The organism is Collinsella aerofaciens (assembly GCF_039758815.1).
Lineage (GTDB): Bacteria > Actinomycetota > Coriobacteriia > Coriobacteriales > Coriobacteriaceae > Collinsella > Collinsella aerofaciens_BP.
Genome location: NZ_JBDMSK010000003.1, coordinates 1 through 19787 on the forward strand (window position 1 = coordinate 1; position 19787 = coordinate 19787).

The following is a 19787-nucleotide window of genomic DNA, read 5'->3' on the forward strand; positions in this document are numbered from 1 at the left end:
GCTTGCCCGTATCGTAGGCAATGCGCCGAATGCTCGCCATCGAAATTTATCGATGGCCTATTTCAGACTGTAATGGGTCAAGGGATGAACGGTAGAAAAACAGGGGCGAACGGTAACTTTTATAAAATCACTTTAATAACCCAGCAAAACCTCTATACTGGCAACTGCACCGCGTTACTCCTCGGGAGGCGCCACGAGCACATGTCATAGCAACCGCCGACTCGAGAGCCGGTGTGGCGAGATGTCCAAGTGGAGCCCAGGGGAGTTTTTTCATGCTGATAACCAAGGCAATAAACAACAACGTTGTCCTTGCGGAGGACGATGCCGGGCGCGAGCTCGTGTTGTTTGGCAAGGGCCTTGGCTTTCGCGGCGCCCCTTCCTATATTGAGGACGAAAGCTCCATCCAGCGGAGCTTCCGCGATATCAGCCCTGAGATGTACGATGCTGTCGCATCGCTTTCGGACGATGTCATCATTATCGCGTCGGGTATCGTGGATATCGCACGCAACGAGCTCAACTGCACGCTCAATCCCAATCTAGTCTTTACGCTCGCCGACCACCTTCAGTTTGCCATCGACCGCGCCCGCAAGGGAGCTTCGATCAAGAACCCGCTCTACGAGGAAGTCCGCCTCGTCTATCCGCGCGAGGCCGAGGTCGGTCGCCGCGGCGTCAAGCTCGTTATGGCTGTGGCCGAGGACGTTGTTTTTCCTGAGACCGAGGCCGCTTCGATTGCGCTGCATATCGTCAACGCCGAGATGGTCGATGACGAGAACGCGGGCGCAAAGGGCAACATGGACTTGGTCGTAAAGAGTACCGAGGTCATCGATGCGGTTACCGGGATTATCGAGCGTACGCTTGGCGAGACCATCGACCGCTGCTCATATAGCTATGCGCGCTTTGTGACCCATATGCGCTTTCTTATCAGCCGCCTTATCAAGGGTGAGGACGAGGAGACGCGCAATAGCGATCTTTTCAAACGAGCGACCAGCGAGTTTTCAGACGCGTACGCCTGTGCACGCGCAATCGACGAATACATGAGGGCAACCTGCGGCTGGCACTGCACGGACGAAGAGCTGCTCTATCTGATGATGCATATCAACCGGCTTTGCCCGGGACATTGATACGGAGGCCGGGCACCCGTCTAACTGCCCAACTGGCCGGCTTTGCGTCGGCAGACATCGCGGCATCGCCGCGCAACCTGCTGTTAAGCTCCAAGGCGCCGGGGCTGCAGATATCTTTGTAACGAGTGAAACAAGGAGGTTTCACATGGCACGCGATTACGAGGCTCTCGCCCGTACCATCGTTGAACTCGTCGGTGGCGAGGACAACGTCAAGTCCGTCACCCACTGCATTACCCGTTTGCGCTTTACCCTCAACGACGAGAAGAAGGCCCAGACCGAGAGGCTCAACCAGACCGAGGGCGTTATCTCCGTTCTAGTGGCCGCCGGTCAGTACCAGATTGTTATCGGCAATCACGTTACCGACGTGTATGACGCCCTGCCCAAGGTTTCCAACATCCAGCTTGGCGGCGAGGTCGAGGACGAGGCCGGTGGCAGCATCGTCAACCGCGCCATCCAGCTCATCAGCGGCATGTTTATGCCGATGCTTCCCGCCATGTCCGCCGCCGGCCTTCTCAAGGCCTTTGTGATCATGGCCAACTCCTTTGGTTGGCTCGCGGCCGAGTCCACCACCTACCAGCTGCTTTACGCCATCGGCGACGGCTTTTTCTACTTCATGCCGGTCTTCCTTGCCCGCACTGCGGCCAAGAAGTTCAAGTGCAACGACTGGACGGCCATGGCCATCGCCGTTGCGCTGTGCTACCCCACGCTCTCCACGCTCTTTAGCGCCGGCGACCCGGTTGACCTCTTTGGCATCCCGGTAACGCTCATCAGCTACACGAGCTCGGTTATCCCCATCATCTTTGCCGTGTACGCGCAGTCCTGGATCGAGAAGGGCCTCAATAAGGTCGTCCCCGATATCCTCAAGGGCTTGATCGTTCCCGTCACGACCCTCGTCGTGGCTACTGCGCTCACCCTCTACATCATCGGCCCCGTCACCGACTTCATCGGTGGTCTCATCGCTAACGGCCTGACTTCCCTGCTTGAGGTTGCCCCGCTGCCCGCAGGCTTCCTCATCGGTCTGCTTTGGCCCTGCCTCATCATCTTTGGTATGCACTGGGCCTTTATCCCCATCATCCAGATGAACATCGGTATGCTCGGCTATGACGTCATCCTGCCCATTACCGTCGGCACCAACTTTGCCATGGGTTTCGCGGTCCTTGCCATCTTCCTCAAGACCAAGAACACCGAGCTCAAGGAGCTCGCCGGCGCTGCCGCCATCTCTGCGCTCCTCGCCGGCATCACCGAGCCCGCCATCTACGGCGCCGTCCTCAAGTACAAGCGCCCGTTTGTGATCGCAATCGTCTCTTGCGGCATCTGCGGTGCCATTGCTGCCACTTTTGGCCTGCACCAGCCCGCGCTCATGACCACCTCGCTCATCACCATCCCGGCCATCATCGGCTCGGTGGGTATGGAGGACGTCATCGCGCTCGCCGTCGCCTCCGTCCTCACCTTTGTGGGCACGCTGACCTTCGGCTTCAACGACGACATGATCCTCGAGAACAACTAGTTCTGGGAAACCGGCGTCTTTGGACGCCAGCACACGGGGCGCGGCGCCAGATGCGCCCCGTGTGCCCTTATGGGAGGGCGCTGACCCCTACACGAATCCGGCGTCCTCCCATAAGGGCACACAGCAGAAACGAGGTAGCCATGAAGCAATCCGAGCTCGTTGACCTTTTGGGGCGTATGACCCTGCGCGAGAAGATCGGGCAGTTGGTGCAGCTTGACGGTGGGTGCTTTGGCACCGATGCCGTAGCGGTTGGTCCGCGTGCCAAGCTGGGCGTGACGCAAGAAGATGTTGACGTATGCGGCAGCGTGCTCAACGTGTTGGGCGCCGAGGAAGTGCATCGTATCCAAGATGCATATCTTGAGCGCAGCCGTCTTAAGATCCCGCTCGTCTTTATGGCCGATGTGATCTATGGCTATCAAACCTGCTATCCAATCCCCCTGGGCCTGGGAGCCACGTGGGACCCAGAGCTTATCCGCGAGGATTACAACCTTATTGCCGAAGAGGCCGTGGCCGATGGCTGCATGGTGACCTTTAGCCCGCCGGTGGACGTGGTGCGCGATGCCCGTTGGGGTCGCTGCCTGGAGATGCCGGGCGAGGATCCGTACCTAAGCAGCCGCTTCGCTCGCGCGATGGTCGAGGGCTTTAAGGGTGACGGTACGCCGCAGAAGAGCTTGGCCAGCTGCGTCAAACACTTTGCGGGCTATGGTGCGCCCGAGGCGGGTCGCGAGTACAACACAGTGGATATGAGCGAGTGGCGCCTGCGCAACGAGTACCTGCCTCCGTACCGTGCGGCGGTCGAGGCTGGTTGCGATTTGGTGATGACGAGCTTCAACACCATCGATGGCATCCCCGCCACGGCAAACCGCTGGCTCATGCACGACGTGTTGCGCGACGAGTGGGGCTTTGACGGTCCCATCATCACCGATTACGCGGCGATCGACGAGCTCAGGGCACACGGTGTGGCGGCAAACCGTCGCGAGGCGGCCAAGCTCGCCATGAATGCCACCGTGGACATCGACATGAAGACGCCCTGCTACGCACATGAGCTTGAGGCCCTCATCGAAACGGGTGAGGTTTCGCTCGAGCAGATCGATACCGCCTGCATGCGCGTGCTCGAGCTCAAGAACAGACTCGGTCTGTTTGAGGACCCGTATCGTACGTGCTCGCCCGAGCGCCGTACGGAGGTCACGTGCACGCCGGAGCGTCTTGAGAGCGCGCGTAAAACGTGCGACGAGGCCCTCGTGCTCCTTAAAAACGAAGGCGGGCTGCTACCGCTTACGACCTGGGGCAACGCTCCGCGCGTGGCGCTCATCGGTCCCTATGCCAACAGCCGAGACATCATCGGCATGTGGGCGATTCATGCCGATAAAACTCATTCCGTAACGCTTGCCGAGGCATTTGCCGAGGTATTGGGCGACGACGGCTTTGCGTGGGCCCAAGGCTGTCCCACGCTCGACGACTACAGCGAGCTTGGGGAGTTTGGCAAGATTCCCGCGTTCGGTGCGCCGACGGGCGAGGGCACGGATCTAGAGACGATGGCTGCCGAGGCACTCGAGCTGGCCGCATCGAGCGACGTGGTGGTCATGGCGCTCGGAGAACACATGCTGCAGAGCGGTGAGGGCGGAGCGCGTACGGACATTACCATACCGGCTCCGCAGAAGCGCCTGCTCAAGCGCGTGCGCGCGCTCGGCAAGCCTGTGGTGCTCGTGCTCTTTAACGGGCGTCCTCTTTCCCTCACTGACGTGATCGATGATTGCGATGCGATCGTAGAGGCGTGGTTCCCCGGTACGGCTGGTGGGCGTTCGGTAGCCGACGTGCTCTTTGGAACGGTCAATCCGAGCGGCAGGCTCACGGTGAGCTTCCCGCATAACGTGGGCCAGGAGCCGCTCTACTATGCGCAGTTCTCCACCGGACGTCCCGCTAAGACATCAACGCATAGCGGTCGCTTTGTGAGCCGCTATATGGACTGCCCTAACGATGCGATGTTCCCCTTTGGCTACGGACTCTCGTATCATACGGCGCGCTACGATAACCTGCGCCTGAGTGCGGACGAGCTTACGGCGGACGGTGTCCTCGAGGTCTCAATCGACGTGACCAATGAGGGCGATATTGCTGGTACTGAGGTCGTGCAGCTCTATATCCACGACAAGGTGGCAACGCGCGTGCGCCCCATGCTCGAACTGCGTGACTTTGCGCGTGTTGAGCTTGCGCCGCGTGAGCGCCGCACGGTGACGTTTATCCTGCGCGAGGAGGCCCTGCGTTTTTGGACGCCCGAGCACGGCTGGGCAAGCGAGCCCGGCGCGTTTGAGGTCATGGCGGGGCCTAACAGCCGCGACCTGTTGGTGGGGGTGTTCGAGCTCGTCTAGCTGCATTTGCTTAACGAATGGTGCACGCGGTGCGCGGCAGGCGTTCGGTCTTGTCGCCGGCGTCCGTCCGGTACCGCGCCCGATATCGATAGGAGGGGTCTGACATGGCTCATATCGCAACCAATCCGTATCTGCCGGGATGGGAGTATATCCCCGATGGCGAACCGCATGTCTTTGGTGACCGAGTCTACGTGTATGGAAGCCATGACGCACCCGAGGGCACCGCATACTGCCCGGGTGACTACGTGTGCTGGTCAGCTCCGGTGGACGATCTGGGCTCCTGGACGTTTGAGGGGACCATCTGGCGCAAAGAGGATGACCCGGCCAATGTCGATCGAACCGGGTACGGCGCGCCCGATGTGTGCCAGGGTGCCGACGGGCGGTTCTATCTGTATTACTTCACGCTAAGCATGACGAGCGGTTGCATCATGTCGGTCGCCGTGTGCGATGAGCCGGCGGGACGCTACCGCTATCTGGGCCCTATTGCCAAGCCCGACGGCTCGCCGTTTGCGGGCGAGGAGGGCTGGGGTATGCCCTTTGACCCGGCAGTCCTTCCCTGCGGGGACGGGGGTTGCTGGCTCTACTATGGGTTTGGCGCCAAGAAGCCGAGCTCGCGCATGCCCGCATGTTCCATGGAGGGCGGCTACGTGGTGCGGCTCGGCGCCGATATGCGCACGATGGCTGCGGCACCCAAGCATCTGGCTCCGGCAGTGACGCAGGCGGCGGACACGGGTTTTGAAGGGCATGCCTTCTTTGAGGCCTCGAGCATCCGCGTGCTCGACGGGCGCTACTACTTTGTCTACTCGAGCGAAAACGGACATGAGCTCTGCTGGGCCACGATGCCAACGCCGGAAGGTCCGGTAACCTACGGCGGCGTGCTCGTTTCCAACGGCGATGTGGGCCTGCCCGGGCACGAGGCCGAGGACGCCGCTGTGATGGACCTGGGCAACAACCATGGCGGCATGGCGCGCATTGCCGGGCGCGACTACATCTTCTATCACCGTCATACGCACGGTGCGCAGCACGCGCGCCAGGGGTGCGCTGAGCCCATCGAGATTGCTTCCGATGGACATATCGAACAAGTAGAGATAACGAGCTGTGGGCTCAATGGCGGAGCGCTTCCTTGCGGGCGCGCGTACCCGGCGAGTATTTGCTGCTACTTGGTGGGGCCGGCCGGCGCGGTTCACTATTCCGGCAATCTGGAAATCGCCGATAACCATCCGGTGATTACCCAGGAAGTCGATGCGGGCTGTGTGACTTCGGCACGTACCCATGTGGCCAACCTCTGCGATGGAGCGGGCGTGGGCTACAAATACCTGGCGTTTTCCGGTGCGGAGCGCACGGTGGAGCTCGAGGTGCGCGGGGATCTTGCCGGTGTGGTGAGTGTGCGCTTGGACGCGCCGGATGGCGCTGAGTTGACGCGCGTCGAGCTCGTGCCAGGCGAGGGCTGGTGCACGGTGGTCGCATCCCTGACGAAGACCGTTGCCGGTGACCATGCACTCTACCTGGCTATCGAGGGCGTCGGTTCGGTCGATCTCGCCTCGTTTGCCGTCCTTTAACCCATCTCCCATCGGAGGGGCGGGCTCGCACGGACGACAGGTAGGTCCTGGTCGCGAGTCCGGTGCTCTCAACAGGGCTCGGCCCTCAGGGGGTTGAAACAAAACGGAAGAATGGAGTTGCCATGGCGGAGATTCCGCAGTTGTACGCCTGTGCTGGCGGCGGGCAACGCCTGATGGTGGACGGCCGGCCCTATACGCTGTTTGCGGGCGAGTGCCATAACTCCGCCTCGGGTGGGCGCCGCGCTTTTGCGGATGCTCTCGATCGCGCGCGGGTGCTCGGTATGAATACCGTGCTCGCCCCGGTTACCTGGGAGCTTTTGGAGCCCGCAGAGGGCGAGTTTGACTTTGGCCAAGTGGACATGATGCTCGAGCTTGCCCGCGAGCTCGGGCTGCGCCTGGGCGTGCTGTGGTTTGGCGCGTACAAAAATGCGCAGTGCTACTATGCGCCCGCGTGGGTCAAACGCGATATCGAGCGTTTTCGCCGTGCGCAGATGGTGCCCGGGCAGAACAAGGTTCGCTATGCCGAGTTCCATAACTTTGAGATCACGGCGCTTTCGCTCTATTGCGAGGAGACGCGCGCGGCGGATGCCGGCGCCTACGCGGCTTTGATGGCGCACCTGCGCGAGGTGGATGCGCAAGATCATACGGTGATACTCGTGCAGGTAGAAAACGAGTGCGGCCAGATGGTCGCGGCACGTGAGCACTCGCCTTGGGCGGATGCCGCCTTTGCGGAGAGCGTGCCTACGGAGCTGATCGAGACGCTTGCGGTCGATCCTACCTCCCTGGCGTCTGAGCTTGCGGAAGCCCTTGAAGCGGGCGCCGGCTCTGGTTCGTGGGAACAGGTTTTTGGCGAGCATGCCGAGGAGATGTTTACCACCTACCACATGGCTCGCTACGTGGAGGCGGTCGCCGCAGCGGGCCGCGCCGAGCATCCGCTGCCCACGGCCTGCAATTGCTGGCTCGACAAGGGTCACAAGCCTGGGCGCTTTCCCACGGGCGGTCCCAACCTGCGCGTGATGGGCGTGTGGAAGCATGCCGCCCCGAGCATCGACATGCTGGGCCCCGATATCTACATCCCGGCGTTTTGCAAGGTCTGCGACGGATATGCGTGCGAGGACAACCCGCTCTTTATCCCCGAGACCGCGACGCACGCCTACGCCGCCGCGCGCCAGGTCTGGGCGGTGGCCCATCACCATGCCCTGTGCTTCGCTCCTTTTGGCTACGAGGAGATGGGCGAGCCCTTTGGCGATTCGGCGGGTATTCTCTTTGGCATGGATACGAGCGACCCCGCTTTGCTCACGCCTCAGGACCGGGAGGAATATGCGGAGGTCACGCGTGGGCTGGCTCAGTTATTTGAACTTGCCGAGGACGATGCCGCGTACGCGACGCTCGATGCCGTGACGAGTGAGGTGGCAGCCGAGGGCCTGCTCGATATGGGTTCCATAGCAATTAAGGTGAGCTTTGATGAGGGTGCCCTGCCCGGTGCGTGTGCGGCCCTTCGCGCCGCCGACGGCGCCGTGTACCTGCTTGCGCTTCGTTGCGGCTTGGCGCTCGAGTCGCACGCGGCGGGTGAGCCGCATGTGGATGTGGCGTCGCTCGAGACGGGGACCGTTGAGAACGGCGCGTGGGTGCGCGACTGCCGTCTCAACGGCGACGAGGTCGCCATTATGCGCTATAGCTCTCCCGTGCTTCTTCGTTTGGAGGCCATCACGTACGCTTAGCCGCAGTCATTGCCGCCCGGCCCCTCACTTCCTTTCCTCCCCGGGGACGGGTTCCTGTGGAGGAAAGACTTCGAGAGGCGAACCTGTTGCCAGGGGAGGAAGCGAGGTATCAGGAAGTGTCAGTCGCTGCGGGCGGATGAGGCCGTTGGGGCGAAAAGAAGTGTCGACCTGTGCCGTTGTCGTTGAGCGGCGCGCTGTTTGTGGGGGATACTGAAACCACGACAAGCAGCGTATGAAAGGATCGATGCATGGCTTTCCGTAATGACTTCCTGTGGGGCGGCGCGACGGCTGCCAACCAGTGCGAGGGCGCCTACAACGTGGACGGCCGCGGTCTGGCCAACGTGGACGTGGCGCCGCACGGCTCGGAGCGTTTCGCGGTGGTCTCCGGCCAGCGCAAGATGCTCGACTTCGAGGACGGCTATTACTACCCCGCGCAGACCGGCATCGACTTTTACCACCACTACAAGGAGGACATCGCCCTCTTTGCCGAGATGGGCTTTAAGACCTTCCGCATGAGCCTGGCCTGGACGCGCATCTTCCCCAACGGCGACGAGACCGAGCCCAACGAGGCCGGCCTGGCCTTCTACGAGGATGTGTTCCGCGAGTGCCAGGCGCACGGCATCGAGCCGCTCGTGACCATAACGCACTTCGATTGCCCGATCCACCTCATCAAGGAGTACGGCGGCTGGCGCAACCGCAATCTCATCGACTTCTACAAGAACCTCGCAACCACGATCTTCACCCGCTACAAGGGCCTGGTGAAGTACTGGCTCACCTTCAACGAGATCAATATGATCCTGCACCTGCCGTTTATGGGTGCCGGTCTGGTCTTTGAGGAGGGCGAGAACAAGGAGGCTGTCGAGTACCTGGCCGCCCACAACGAGCTCGTCGCCAGCGCCTGGGCAACCAAGATTGCCCACGAGATCGACCCCGAGGTCAAGATCGGCTGTATGCTCGCCGCGGGTAGCTACTACCCCTACAGCTGCCGTCCGAGCGATGTGCGTCAGGCGCAGCTCGACAATCAGGACAACTACTTCTTTGTCGACGTCCAGAGCCGCGGCTACTACCCGGCCTATGCGCTAAAGAAGCTCGAGCGCCTGGGCATTGACATCGGGATGACCGAAGAGGATCGCGAGGTCCTAGCCGCCAACACCGTCGACTTCATCAGCTTTAGCTACTATAGCACCCGCTGCTCTGCCGGTGCCGACAACCCCGATGTCGAGAGGACCCAGGGCAACGCCTTCGCCGGCGCCAAGAACCCCTACCTGCAGCAGAGCCAGTGGGGCTGGGCCATCGATCCGCTGGGCTTTCGCATCACCCTCAACGACCTGTACGATCGTTATCAGAAGCCGCTGTTTGTGGTCGAGAACGGCCTGGGCGCCAAGGATGTTGTCGAGGAGGACGGCTCCATCAACGACGACTACCGTATCGACTACCTGCGCCAGCATATCGCCGCGATGCGCGATGCGGTGACCGAGGACGGCGTGGACCTTCTGGGCTACACCACCTGGGGTCCGATTGATCTGGTATCTGCCGGCACCGGCGAGATGTCCAAGCGCTACGGCTTTATCTACGTCGACCGCGACGACGCGGGCAACGGCACCCTCAAGCGTACCAAGAAGAAGAGCTTCGACTGGTACAAGCACGTCATCGAGACGAACGGCGAAGATCTGGCCTAGGGATTCCCAACAGCAATAGCTTCCTAACCAAAGCGCCCGACGAGCAGCTATGCCCGCCGGGCGCTTTGGTTAGGTAGTCATTGGGGACGTTCTTAAACGACTGATCGCTGGGGACACTCTTTGCCAAAGGGTGGCACTTAGGGACGTTCCTTTTCTGCCGGCAGCTGGGGACACTCCTTGGGGATTGTCCCAAGGCGGGAGGCGGGGGCGAGCTCGTTCGCGGCTTTCTATAGCGTGGCGATGAAGCGCTCGACCATCTGCAGGGCTGCTCCAAAGGCAACGCCGTGGAAGGGGTGGAGCGAGGTCATGACGGGCTGCTGTCCCGCGCTTGCAAAGGGGTCGAGGTCGCGCACGAGCGCATCGAGCCTGCCGATATAGGGTTGCAGGTAATACGACGTGATGCCGCCGATGACCACGGGGCAGTCGAGCACCATACGGATGGCATGGATGCCGCGTGCCAGGTGCCCGAGGTAGCTGTCGAGAGCCTCGAGCGCGCGCCTATCGCGTTCGGCCGCGCGGTTAAAGAAGTCCTCGAGGGTGCAACCCTGTTCTTCTGCGAGCGCTGCTGTCGAGCAGTATGCCTCGAGGCAGCCATGCTGCCCGCATGTGCAGGCGCGGCCGCCCGTCTCAACGCAGATATGGCCAAACTCTCCGCTCAGGTTGCGCACGCCATGCAACGGCGTGCCGTTGATGAGGATGGATCCGCCCACGCCGCGCTCGAGGGAGAGGTAGGCCATGGTGCGGGCGGATCCGACAAACCCGCAACCGTCCGCGTGGTAGCCCTCGCCCCCGGCAGGGCAGAACTGCGCAAAGGCACCGCAATCGGCGTCGTTGAAGACGTCCACGGCCCCCGGGATGCCCGCGGTGATGTCGCGCGCAAGGACTGTGCTGTCGGTGAGACGCAGGACTTTGGTGTTGATGAGCCTGCCGGTCGCGGGCTCGATGGCGCTCGGCAGGCCGATACCCGTGCCTACGATCTCGATGCCGCGTCTCTCCGCTTTGGCAAAAAGCTCATCCACGAGCTTGCGCAGGGCCGTGTTGAGCGCGGCGGCGCTTGAGGACGCGGCGAGCTCCGTATCGATGACGAGTCCCGTGTATCGCTCTCCGTAGAGGTTGCAGACGACGGCGCGCATCTCGGATCCGGTGACCGAGATGCCGATGGCTCCCGTGCCGTCATGTGGGATCCGAAACGTTGCCGCGCGCCGGCCTCCGGTGCTGCCGCGCTCCTCGCCTGGGGCCAGAAGGCCGCGATCATCGAGTGCGTTGAATGCCTGGTAGACGGTGGGCAGGCTCACGCCCACGGCGGCTGCAACCTCTTGTTTGGTCATGGGGGGGGTCGCATTGAACAGCTGAGTGAAAACGGCTGAAGCGCATGAGGGCGCAACGGCGCCGCGTTGCTCTGGTGCTGCCATGGTTCTCCTTTGCGCGAGCGCGGTCGCAGCTTCGTTCATCTAGTGCAAGCGACCGTTTACCGATATTTTTCCAATGTCTTAATTCTATCAACAACTTTTATAAAAACATTTATAAAATAGCCTTACAGAAGTTAGGGCCGCAAAGAAGACAGTTGGGGCGCGCCGGGGCGGATGGGCCCCTGCGGTTTTGCAGAGCCACATGGCGCCGGATTCGCACGGCCAGCAGTAAGGAGCATGCGATGTATTACATCGGAATCGATTTGGGAACCTCGGCGGTCAAGCTCTTGCTCGTGGACGAGGAAGGCTCGATCACGAGCACCGTTTCCAAAAGCTATGCGGTCGAGTACCCGCGTCCGGGTTGGAGCCAGCAGAATCCTGCCGACTGGTGGGAGGCCGTAACGGCGGGCGCTCGCGAACTCATGGCCGGCGTCGACACCGCGCAGGTCCGCGCCATCGGTACGGGTGGGCAGATGCACGGGCTCGTGGCGCTCGATGCGGCAGGCGAGGTCATCCGCCCCTGCATCCTTTGGAACGATGGGCGCACCGAGGAAGAGGTCTGCTTTCTCAACGAGACGATCGGCCGCGAGCGCCTAAGCGGGCTCGCGGGCAATATCGCCTTCGCGGGTTTCACGGCGCCCAAGCTTTTGTGGATGCGCAAGCACGAGCCCGATAACTTTGCGCGCATAGCCCACATCATGCTCCCCAAGGACTATCTGACCTTTCGTTTGACGGGGGAGTTCGCAACCGACTATTCGGATGCCTCGGGCACGCTTCTGCTCGACGTGGAGCATCGCTGCTGGAGTGCTGAGATGCTCGAGATCTGCGGTGTTTCCGAGGCGCAGATGCCGCGGCTCATGGACGGCGCGGAGGCCGTGGGCACGCTTAGCGCCGCAGCGGCTCAGGAGCTGGGCCTGCCGGCGGGCACCGTGGTCGCTGCGGGTGCGGGCGACAACGCTGCCGCGGCGGTGGGGTGCGGTGCCGTCGCCGCCGGGAGCTGCAATATCAGCCTGGGCACCTCGGGCACTATCTTTATCCCGAGCGACGGCTTTAGGGTAGACGCTCACAACGCGCTCCATTCCTTCGATTACGTCGAGGGGCGCTATCACCTTATGGGCTGCATCCTCTCGGCCGCGAGCTGCTCGGGCTGGTTCGTGGGTGACGTGCTCAAGGCCGAGGACTTTGATGCCGAGGAGGCGGCCTCCGACCCCGCCGTGGCAACCGTCGACCTCCCATACTTCTTGCCGTATCTGATGGGCGAGCGCTCGCCCCATAACGACACCGCCGCCCGCGGGGCATTTGTCGGCATGCGCGCCGATACCTCGCGTGCCCAAATGGTGCGCGCCGTGCGCGAGGGCGTTGCCTTTGCCATCCGCGACTGCGTCGAGGTGGCGCGCGGCGAGGATATCCGCATCGAGCGGAGCACGCTTTGCGGTGGCGGCTCCAAGAGCGCCCTCATGCGCCAGACCCTTGCAAACGTTTTAAATATCGAGCTCGACCTCCCCGAGACCGAGCAGGGGCCGGGTTACGGTGCGGCCATGCTCGCTATGGTCGCCGCGGGTGATGCTCCGAGTGTCGAGGCCTGCGTCGGGCGCATCGTCCGCATGCGCGGCAGTGTTGTCCCCGACCCCCAGGCGGTGGCCGCCTACGAGGAGCGCTACCAGATCTGGCGCCAGATGTATCCCGCGCTCAAGCCCATCTATCGGCAGATGGCGCGCTAAATGCGCCTTGCATAGCTAAGTCGGCATCCCGGTCGCGGGGTGCCGGCTTAGCACGGGGCCGTCTTGCACGACAAGGCCGACCCATGCGTTTGCAGGCCATGTGATCTAAGGAGGAACTTTGAAGATCTATTCGGTTTTGGACCCGGAGTTTGCGGCATACGGTCGTGTCTGGGCCGACGCGCCCGCCGCGTACACGGATGCCGTCGCGACGGCACTCGATGCTTCGACGCCTCTGCCCGAGGCAACGGACTACGTGGCGAGTGAGCCCGCGCTCGAGGGGCTCGACATTGCGGACGGGCTCAAGATGCTGCTGTTTGGCGGCCGCACGGCTCAGCTTGGGTGGTGCAATGGGCACAACACGCGCCTCAACTGCTTGGAGTACCACCGCGCGAGTGAGTTCAACCTGGGTTCGCGCGACTTTATCCTGCTCCTCGCCAAGCTCGACGAGGTTGAGGGAGGCGTGCTCGACACCGCGCGCGTCAAGGCCTTTCGCGCGCCGGCGGGGGTGCTTGTGGAGGTATTTGCCACAACGCTTCACTATGCGCCCTGCATGGTAGATGCGGAGGGCTTTCGCGTGCTGGTGGCCCTGCCCGCGGGTACCAACGGGCCGTTGCCCCAGCTGCCTCCGAAGGCCGCGACGGCAGGTGACGCCCCCTATCTTTGGGCGGCCGACAAGTGGCTGCTCGCACACGCCGATTCCGTCGAGGCCGCCCAGGGCGCCCGCGTGGGCCTTGCGGGCGAGAACATCGACATCGCGCCCTACCTGTAGGTGCTGACGCTGCGCGTCGCTTCCGCTGTCGTACCGCCTTTACGTACTCAAAAGGATAACCAGGGCACAACGCCGGTGCCCGCAATAAGAGAGGATCAAACCATGCTGCAATCGTCCAACCTGCCTACCGTCAAGCTCGGCATCGTCGCCGTCTCGCGCGACTGCTTCCCCGTCCAGCTCGCAGAGCGTCGCCGCGCCGCCATCGTCGCCGCCTGTGCCGAGCGCGGCCTTGTGGTCGTCGAGGTCAAGCGCGCCGTCGAGTCCGAGGCCGATATGCTCGCGGCTCTGGAGGAGGCTCGCGCCGCGGGTGTCAACGCGCTTACGGTCTTTCTGGGCAACTTTGGCCCCGAGACGCCCGAGACGCAGCTCGCCCAGCGCTTTGACGGCCCCGTGATGTATGTTGCCGCCGCCGAGGGTGACGGAGATATGGTCAACGGTCGTGGCGACGCCTTCTGCGGCATGCTCAACTGCAGCTACAACCTGGGGATGCGCCATCTCAAGGCACATATCCCGAGCTATCCGGTGGGCACGGCTGTCGATATCGCCCAGATGATGCTCGACTTTATCCCCGTGGCACGTGCGTATATGGGCGTGCGCGACCTCAAGATCATCACCTTTGGCCCGCGCCCGCAGGATTTCTTTGCCTGCAACGCTCCCATCAAGGGGCTCTACGAGCTGGGCGTCGAAGTCGAGGAGAACTCCGAGCTCGATCTGCTCGTAAGCTATAGGGCCCATAAGGGCGACCCGCGCATCGCCGACGTGTGCGCCGACATGGCGGCCGAGATGGGGGAGGGCAAGTACTATCCCGACCTGCTCGAGCGCATGGCGCAGTTTGAGCTCACACTTCTTGACTGGGCGTGCGATCACAAGGGCAGCCGCAAGTACGTGGCGTTTGCCGACAAGTGCTGGCCGGCGTTTCCCGAGACCTTTGGCTTTGAGCCCTGCTACGTCAACAGCCGCCTGGTGAGCCGCGGTATCCCCGTGGCCTGCGAGGTAGATATCTACGGCGCGCTTTCCGAATACATCGGCATGTGCGTGAGTGATGACACGGTGACGCTGCTCGATATCAACAACTCCGTGCCGCGCTACATTTACGACGAGGACATCGCGGGCAAGTATGACTATCGCCTGACCGACACCTTTATGGGCTTCCACTGCGGCAACACCCCCAGCTGCAAGATGTGCGCCAGCCGCGCGGTCAAGTATCAGCTCATCCAGAACCGCCTGCTCGAGGACGGCTGCGAGCCCGACTTCACCCGCGGTACGCTCGAGGGCGACATCGCTGCGAGCGACGTGACGTTCTTCCGCCTTCAGTGCGATAGCGAGGGATGCCTGCGCAGTTATATCGCCCAGGGCGAGATCCTCGACGTGCCCACGCGCTCCTTCGGCGGCATCGGCATCTTCGCGATTCCCGAGATGGGCCGCTTCTACCGCCACGTGCTCATCGAGAAGCGCTACCCGCACCATGGCGCGGTAACCTTTGGCCACAACGGCCGTGCCCTCTTTGATGTCTTCCGTTATCTGGGGATCGAAGACATCGCCTACAACCAACCGGCCGGGTTGCCGTATCCGACTGAGAATCCCTTTGCGTAATTTGTTGATGCTGCGGGTCGATGCGCTGTGCGGGTCGGCCCGCGCCGCTTCATGTCTGCTGACTCAAAGGGGCGAAGCTTCGTTGCGTTTGGCAAGGGAATGCGCCCATCGCCCGTTGTCGGAGTTGGCACTTAGGGACGTTCCTTTTCCGCCGGCGCTTGGGGACACTCTTTGCCGAGCCTTGCCGTCGGCGGATTTTGGGACATGCGGCCCGTTTTTTGAGCCCATCTGTCGCTACACTAAAAGCACTATGGGTACCCGCGAGCGACATATCGGCCACGCGGCCGCCCGATCCGCACCCGTGGCGGATCCCAGGGGCGGCAGGCTCTTCGCCATGCCGCGATTCCTTGTTGGCATAACACATCAGGTGTACCGTCACCGCGTCTTTGCTATCGCCGGCGCCATCACCGCGCTGTTCCTCATGCTTTTGGCAGTCTTGCCGGCGCTGTTCGCCTTCGACCCCAAACTTTCTAACACCGTGCCCGCCTATAGCGAGGTGTCCGAAGAGGTCGTGGATGCGCTCGTCCATTCGAGCTCTCTGCCGTTGCTTGTCGCCGCAATTGTATTTTCGATCTGGGGCGTATCGGTCTATCTGCGCTGTTTGGACTATGTGTTGCGCCGCCGCCTTGTTGCCATCGCCACCATCTGCGCCCTGTGGATGATCGAGGTCATTCTCAAGTACAAGTCGTTCACGCCGTTCTATGCCACCGTGCTGTGGTACCTGTACTACGTGCCCATGACGCTCATTCCGCTGCTCTACCAGTTGTGTGGTCTGCGCCTTGCGGGCCTGGAGCAGCACCGCCTGGGTCGCCGCTACTGCGCTGCGCTGTGGATTGTGGCCATCTTGCTTATCGGATTTGTGCTCACCAACGATTTTCACCAGCAGGTCTTCCGCTTTGACCGCACAAGCGACACCTGGAGCAACGACTACACGTACGGCTGGGGTTATTTCGCCGTCCTCGTGTGGACGGCCTTTAACTTCGTGGCCTTTTTTATCCTGGTTGGCCGGTCCTCGTCCTTTCGCATCCAGCGTTTCTCGGGCACGGCGGCGCTCGTACTGCTGGGCGGCGCATTCTTTGCCATCTCATATGCTCTGCGCGTGCCCTGGGCATGGAGGCTCAACTTCTCGCTCGTCTATTGCGTCCTGTGCGTGGTGGCGATGGAAATCTGTCTCGATTGCGGTGTCATTCCGTCATATCACGACATCGCTGGCATCTTCGACACCTTGCCGCTCGACCTCAAAGTTCTAACGCGCGACCTGCAGGAGGCCTATGCCACGCCGGTGTCAAAGCCAATGCCGGTAGGCGTGCGCGAGGAGTTGCGGACCCAGGAGCACGGGCGCGCTCATGCCTTTGCCGTGGCGTCCGATCCCGATGTAATGTACCGTGCCTTTCCACTGCTGGGCGGATCGGCGCTGCTTGCCCAAGACGTGTCGGAGCTCAACGAGCTTAACCGTGAACTGGCACATCGTCGCATGGAGCTGCAGCGCCAAAACGAGCTGCTCGCCGCCGACTACGACCTTAAGACGCATTTGGCAGATCAAGAGGCCGAGACCCTGCTGGTCCAAGACGTGGACCAAGCGCTTGCCCGCGCGTTCGAAGGGATGTACGACCTGCTGAGCTCGCTGCCGCCGTTGACCGACGAAGCGTCTTCGCACGAGCGTTACCGCATGCTGCAGCGCGCCAAGATGCTCGTCGCCTATTGCAAACGCAAAGGGTCGCTCACGTTGGCACAGCACGGGGAGAGCGGTTTTGATCGCGACCGCATTCAGCTCATCGCCAACGAGCTCGCAAGCGACCTGCGCACGATCGATATCGATTGCGCCTCGATTATCGCCATACGGCGCCCGTTGCACGCCAGTACGGTAAGCGCCCTGTACGACTGCGTGTATGACTTTGCGTTTTTTGCCTACACCACCGACCATCCGGCGCTTATGTATCACTTGGGCGACCATGACCGATGCAGTGTCGAGCTGCGCGCCACGCTTTTTTCCAACGATGATGAAGATCTTTCGCAGACGCCCGCTGCGCAAGAGCTCGAAGGCGCTCTGCAAGGGCGAAACGTGGCATACCGCCTTGAGGGCGAGCCCGGTCAGCTGCGCATGATCGTCTTGATGCCGAGGGCGGGTGAGTGACGATGCAGATTTCGCTCATTCTTCCCCAAATCGTTGCGCTCGATGTTGTCTTTGCCCTGGCTGCGTGCCTGCAGACGATCCACGTCCCGCTCATCGCATCGCGCCGCTCGTCCTATAACCGTAAGGTGATTTGCGCCTACGAGGCGAGTCTTGTGCTTCACCTGATGATTTCGGCGCTGATCTTATTCGCGTCGTCTGGCTCGTATCTGGTGGCGCCGCTTGACGTTTGCGCCAGGGCAATGGGAGGAGCGTTGTGGCTCAATGCCGCGATCTTTGCCTATGGCGTGGTACTTATGGTGCACTATCGTCGCCCCGTCATGCTGGTCGAGCTGCTGCTTGTTGTCGCCGTTACACCGCCGATGGTTTTTGCCATGGGCTCGGCGTGGGCCGTTGTCCTTATCGCAGAGGGAGCGTTCTTCCTGTTCCGTTCCATCGCGGCACTCTTGATGGACGTCCGTAACCGCCAGGAGGATGTCACCGCGTTCTCGACGATCGAAACCATCAACGTGATTCCCGTGGGCATCCTGTATCTGGACCCGAGGGGCCGTCCGCTGCTCATGAACCGCTGCATGCGCAAAAACCTGGTGGAACTTCATATGCCCACCGATCTAGGTGACATGAGCGGCACTTGGAACGACCTGCGCAAACTTAGCATGCAAATGCCCGAAAGCAGTAGGAACCGTGTGCGGATTAACTTGGACCGTTTTGGTGAGGCTCGCGCGGTGATCGAGATTTCTCCCGCCGAGATTCGCCTATTTGTGCACGACGAGGTTATGGTTTCGGGCCGCCTCTTTGAGCGCATTATCGGCCTGGACGTGACGGAATACGCACACGCCTACGACCGCCTGGCGCAAGCCAACCACCTGCTTGAGCTCGCGGGCCAAGAGCTCCAGGCCCAGATCGAAGAAGTTAAAAAGGTTGCCGACAATGCGGCCTACCTACGTATGCGTGCCCGCGTGCACGACGTGATCGGGCAGCGCCTGTCCATTCTCCATCGCTATTTGGAGGAGGGACGTCTGGACGATGAGTCGCTCGAGCAGATTGACCCGTTGCTGCGCTCAATCGCCGCCGATTTGCGCAGTGGCGGTGCCAGCGAGCCTGCAGAGCAGCTGGGTGATATCGTCCATGCTTTTGGCCTGGTGAGTGTGCAGATCGATGTTGAGGGTGTGCTGCCCGAGGACGCGCGTGTCGCCGCCGCATTTTTGCAGATTATCCGCGAGGCCTCGACCAATGCCACCAAGCATGCGCAGGCACATCGGGTCCACGTGCGTCTGTGGCAGGAGGGGGCGGATGCTGGAGCCGTCGCGCGCATGACGATTTCTAACGACGGGTCCCCGGCCCCCGTATCGTATCGCGAGGGAACGGGTATCCCAGGTATGAGGCATGTCGCACAAGATCTGGGTGGCAGCCTAGAGGTCCACGCCGCCCCGCCCTTTACGCTTGCGGTGTCCATTCCGCTTAACGCCAACGACACGTCCCAAAGGAGAAGCTCATGATCCGCGTTCTTATAGTCGAAGACCAGGCCATTCTGCGCGAGAGCCTGGCACGCTCCGTTGGTGACCAGCCCGATATGACCGTCGTCGCCGCGATTGCCGATGCCTCCGAGGCCTTGGGCGTCGCACTCAGGGAGCGCCCGGACATGATACTGATGGACGTGTGCACCGAACACGATTCAAACGGCATCGTGGCGGCGGCGCGCATCAAGGAGCAGCTGCCCGAGTGTCGCATCATTATCATGACGGGCATGCCCGAGATCACCTTTGTCGATCAGGCTCGCGAGGCGGGCGTCGATAGCTTTGTGTACAAGAACGTCGGTATCGACGAGCTGTTCGCCGTGATGCGCTCCACGTTGGCGGGCTATTGCACGTTTCCCAAGCCGCCCGAGAGCATTTTTTCGGGTACGGCGGCACTCGATGATGTCGAGCTATCGATTTTGCGCCTTGCCTGCGAGGGCAAAAGCCGTCGCGAGATCGCGGCCGAGCTGTTTATGAGTGAGGGCACCATCAAGCGTCGCATCTCGGAGATCCTGAGCAAGACCGGCTACGACAACATCATGCGCCTGGCCGTGCACGCGGTGACCGAGGGCAGCATCGTTCCCAACATGGAGCGCTAAAGCTCGTCGCGCATCGGCATAAAAACGGCGGGGTCGCAGGATTAACTCCTGCGGCCCCGCCTGGCAAGTGCGCGGATGTGTCCGCCAATCCGCGG

General features: G+C 61.9%; 13 protein-coding genes. 12 read left to right on the top strand and 1 reads right to left on the bottom strand.

Annotated features, from left to right (window positions below; all coding sequences use genetic code 11):
• Positions 1-272 precede the first annotated feature (272 nt).
• The 6 genes from ABHT90_RS03085 to ABHT90_RS03110 all read left to right on the top strand — a co-directional run bounded on the left by ABHT90_RS03085 (position 273) and on the right by ABHT90_RS03110 (position 9953).
• Positions 273-1121, top strand: coding sequence for a PRD domain-containing protein (locus ABHT90_RS03085; RefSeq protein ID WP_346981559.1), 849 nt, complete (start codon positions 273-275; stop codon positions 1119-1121).
• 145 nt (positions 1122-1266) lie between these two features.
• A complete protein-coding gene (locus ABHT90_RS03090; RefSeq protein WP_346981560.1) occupies positions 1267-2628 on the top strand; it encodes a PTS transporter subunit EIIC in 1362 nt (453 codons plus the stop codon).
• A 140-nt stretch (positions 2629-2768) separates the two neighbouring features.
• Entirely contained in the window at positions 2769-4994 is a 2226-nt protein-coding gene (gene bglX, locus ABHT90_RS03095) for a beta-glucosidase BglX (RefSeq protein WP_346981561.1), read from the top strand.
• A gap of 104 nt (positions 4995-5098) precedes the next feature.
• Positions 5099-6553: a family 43 glycosylhydrolase gene (locus tag ABHT90_RS03100; protein WP_346981562.1), complete on the top strand. Its 1455-nt coding sequence runs from the start codon at positions 5099-5101 to the stop codon at positions 6551-6553.
• A 122-nt stretch (positions 6554-6675) separates the two neighbouring features.
• Positions 6676-8274: a beta-galactosidase gene (locus tag ABHT90_RS03105; protein WP_346981563.1), complete on the top strand. Its 1599-nt coding sequence runs from the start codon at positions 6676-6678 to the stop codon at positions 8272-8274.
• A gap of 248 nt (positions 8275-8522) precedes the next feature.
• Positions 8523-9953: a 6-phospho-beta-glucosidase gene (locus ABHT90_RS03110; protein WP_346981564.1), complete on the top strand. Its 1431-nt coding sequence runs from the start codon at positions 8523-8525 to the stop codon at positions 9951-9953.
• Positions 9954-10180: 227 nt separating this feature from the next.
• Here ABHT90_RS03110 and ABHT90_RS03115 read toward each other — a convergent pair whose 3' ends face one another.
• A complete protein-coding gene (locus ABHT90_RS03115; RefSeq protein ID WP_346981565.1) occupies positions 10181-11281 on the bottom strand; it encodes an ROK family protein in 1101 nt (366 codons plus the stop codon).
• Between the two features lie 323 nt (positions 11282-11604).
• Here ABHT90_RS03115 and xylB point away from each other — a divergent pair, with 323 nt between their 5' ends.
• The 6 genes from xylB to ABHT90_RS03145 all read left to right on the top strand — a co-directional run bounded on the left by xylB (position 11605) and on the right by ABHT90_RS03145 (position 19692).
• Entirely contained in the window at positions 11605-13083 is a 1479-nt protein-coding gene (gene xylB / locus ABHT90_RS03120) for a xylulokinase (RefSeq protein ID WP_346981566.1), read from the top strand.
• A 118-nt stretch (positions 13084-13201) separates the two neighbouring features.
• A complete protein-coding gene (locus tag ABHT90_RS03125; protein ID WP_346981567.1) occupies positions 13202-13852 on the top strand; it encodes a DUF4867 family protein in 651 nt (216 codons plus the stop codon).
• 102 nt (positions 13853-13954) lie between these two features.
• Positions 13955-15445, top strand: a complete 1491-nt coding sequence (locus ABHT90_RS03130; protein WP_346981568.1) for an L-fucose/L-arabinose isomerase family protein — start codon at positions 13955-13957, stop codon at positions 15443-15445.
• 334 nt (positions 15446-15779) lie between these two features.
• On the top strand, positions 15780-17579 hold the full coding sequence (locus ABHT90_RS03135) for a histidine kinase N-terminal 7TM domain-containing protein (protein WP_346981570.1): 1800 nt from the start codon (positions 15780-15782) through the stop codon (positions 17577-17579).
• Positions 17576-19075, top strand: a complete 1500-nt coding sequence (locus ABHT90_RS03140; RefSeq protein ID WP_346981571.1) for a sensor histidine kinase — start codon at positions 17576-17578, stop codon at positions 19073-19075. The genes ABHT90_RS03135 and ABHT90_RS03140 overlap by 4 nt, the downstream gene beginning before the upstream one ends.
• Complete coding sequence (locus ABHT90_RS03145) at positions 19072-19692, top strand: response regulator transcription factor (protein WP_346981572.1); 621 nt, start codon at positions 19072-19074, stop codon at positions 19690-19692. Before ABHT90_RS03140 ends, ABHT90_RS03145 begins: the two co-directional genes overlap by 4 nt.
• Positions 19693-19787: the final 95 nt, after the last annotated feature.

What these genes read in the sequence shown, in the direction of transcription:
- ABHT90_RS03085 (WP_346981559.1), top strand. Translation starts at nt 273, where the DNA reads ATGCTGATAACCAAGGCAATAAACAACAACGTTGTCCTTGCGGAGGAC.
- ABHT90_RS03090 (WP_346981560.1), top strand. Translation starts at nt 1,267, where the DNA reads ATGGCACGCGATTACGAGGCTCTCGCCCGTACCATCGTTGAACTCGTC.
- bglX (WP_346981561.1), top strand. Translation starts at nt 2,769, where the DNA reads ATGAAGCAATCCGAGCTCGTTGACCTTTTGGGGCGTATGACCCTGCGC.
- ABHT90_RS03100 (WP_346981562.1), top strand. Translation starts at nt 5,099, where the DNA reads ATGGCTCATATCGCAACCAATCCGTATCTGCCGGGATGGGAGTATATC.
- ABHT90_RS03105 (WP_346981563.1), top strand. Translation starts at nt 6,676, where the DNA reads ATGGCGGAGATTCCGCAGTTGTACGCCTGTGCTGGCGGCGGGCAACGC.
- ABHT90_RS03110 (WP_346981564.1), top strand. Translation starts at nt 8,523, where the DNA reads ATGGCTTTCCGTAATGACTTCCTGTGGGGCGGCGCGACGGCTGCCAAC.
- ABHT90_RS03115 (WP_346981565.1), bottom strand. Translation starts at nt 11,281, where the DNA reads ATGACCAAACAAGAGGTTGCAGCCGCCGTGGGCGTGAGCCTGCCCACC.
- xylB (WP_346981566.1), top strand. Translation starts at nt 11,605, where the DNA reads ATGTATTACATCGGAATCGATTTGGGAACCTCGGCGGTCAAGCTCTTG.
- ABHT90_RS03130 (WP_346981568.1), top strand. Translation starts at nt 13,955, where the DNA reads ATGCTGCAATCGTCCAACCTGCCTACCGTCAAGCTCGGCATCGTCGCC.
- ABHT90_RS03135 (WP_346981570.1), top strand. Translation starts at nt 15,780, where the DNA reads ATGCCGCGATTCCTTGTTGGCATAACACATCAGGTGTACCGTCACCGC.
- ABHT90_RS03145 (WP_346981572.1), top strand. Translation starts at nt 19,072, where the DNA reads ATGATCCGCGTTCTTATAGTCGAAGACCAGGCCATTCTGCGCGAGAGC.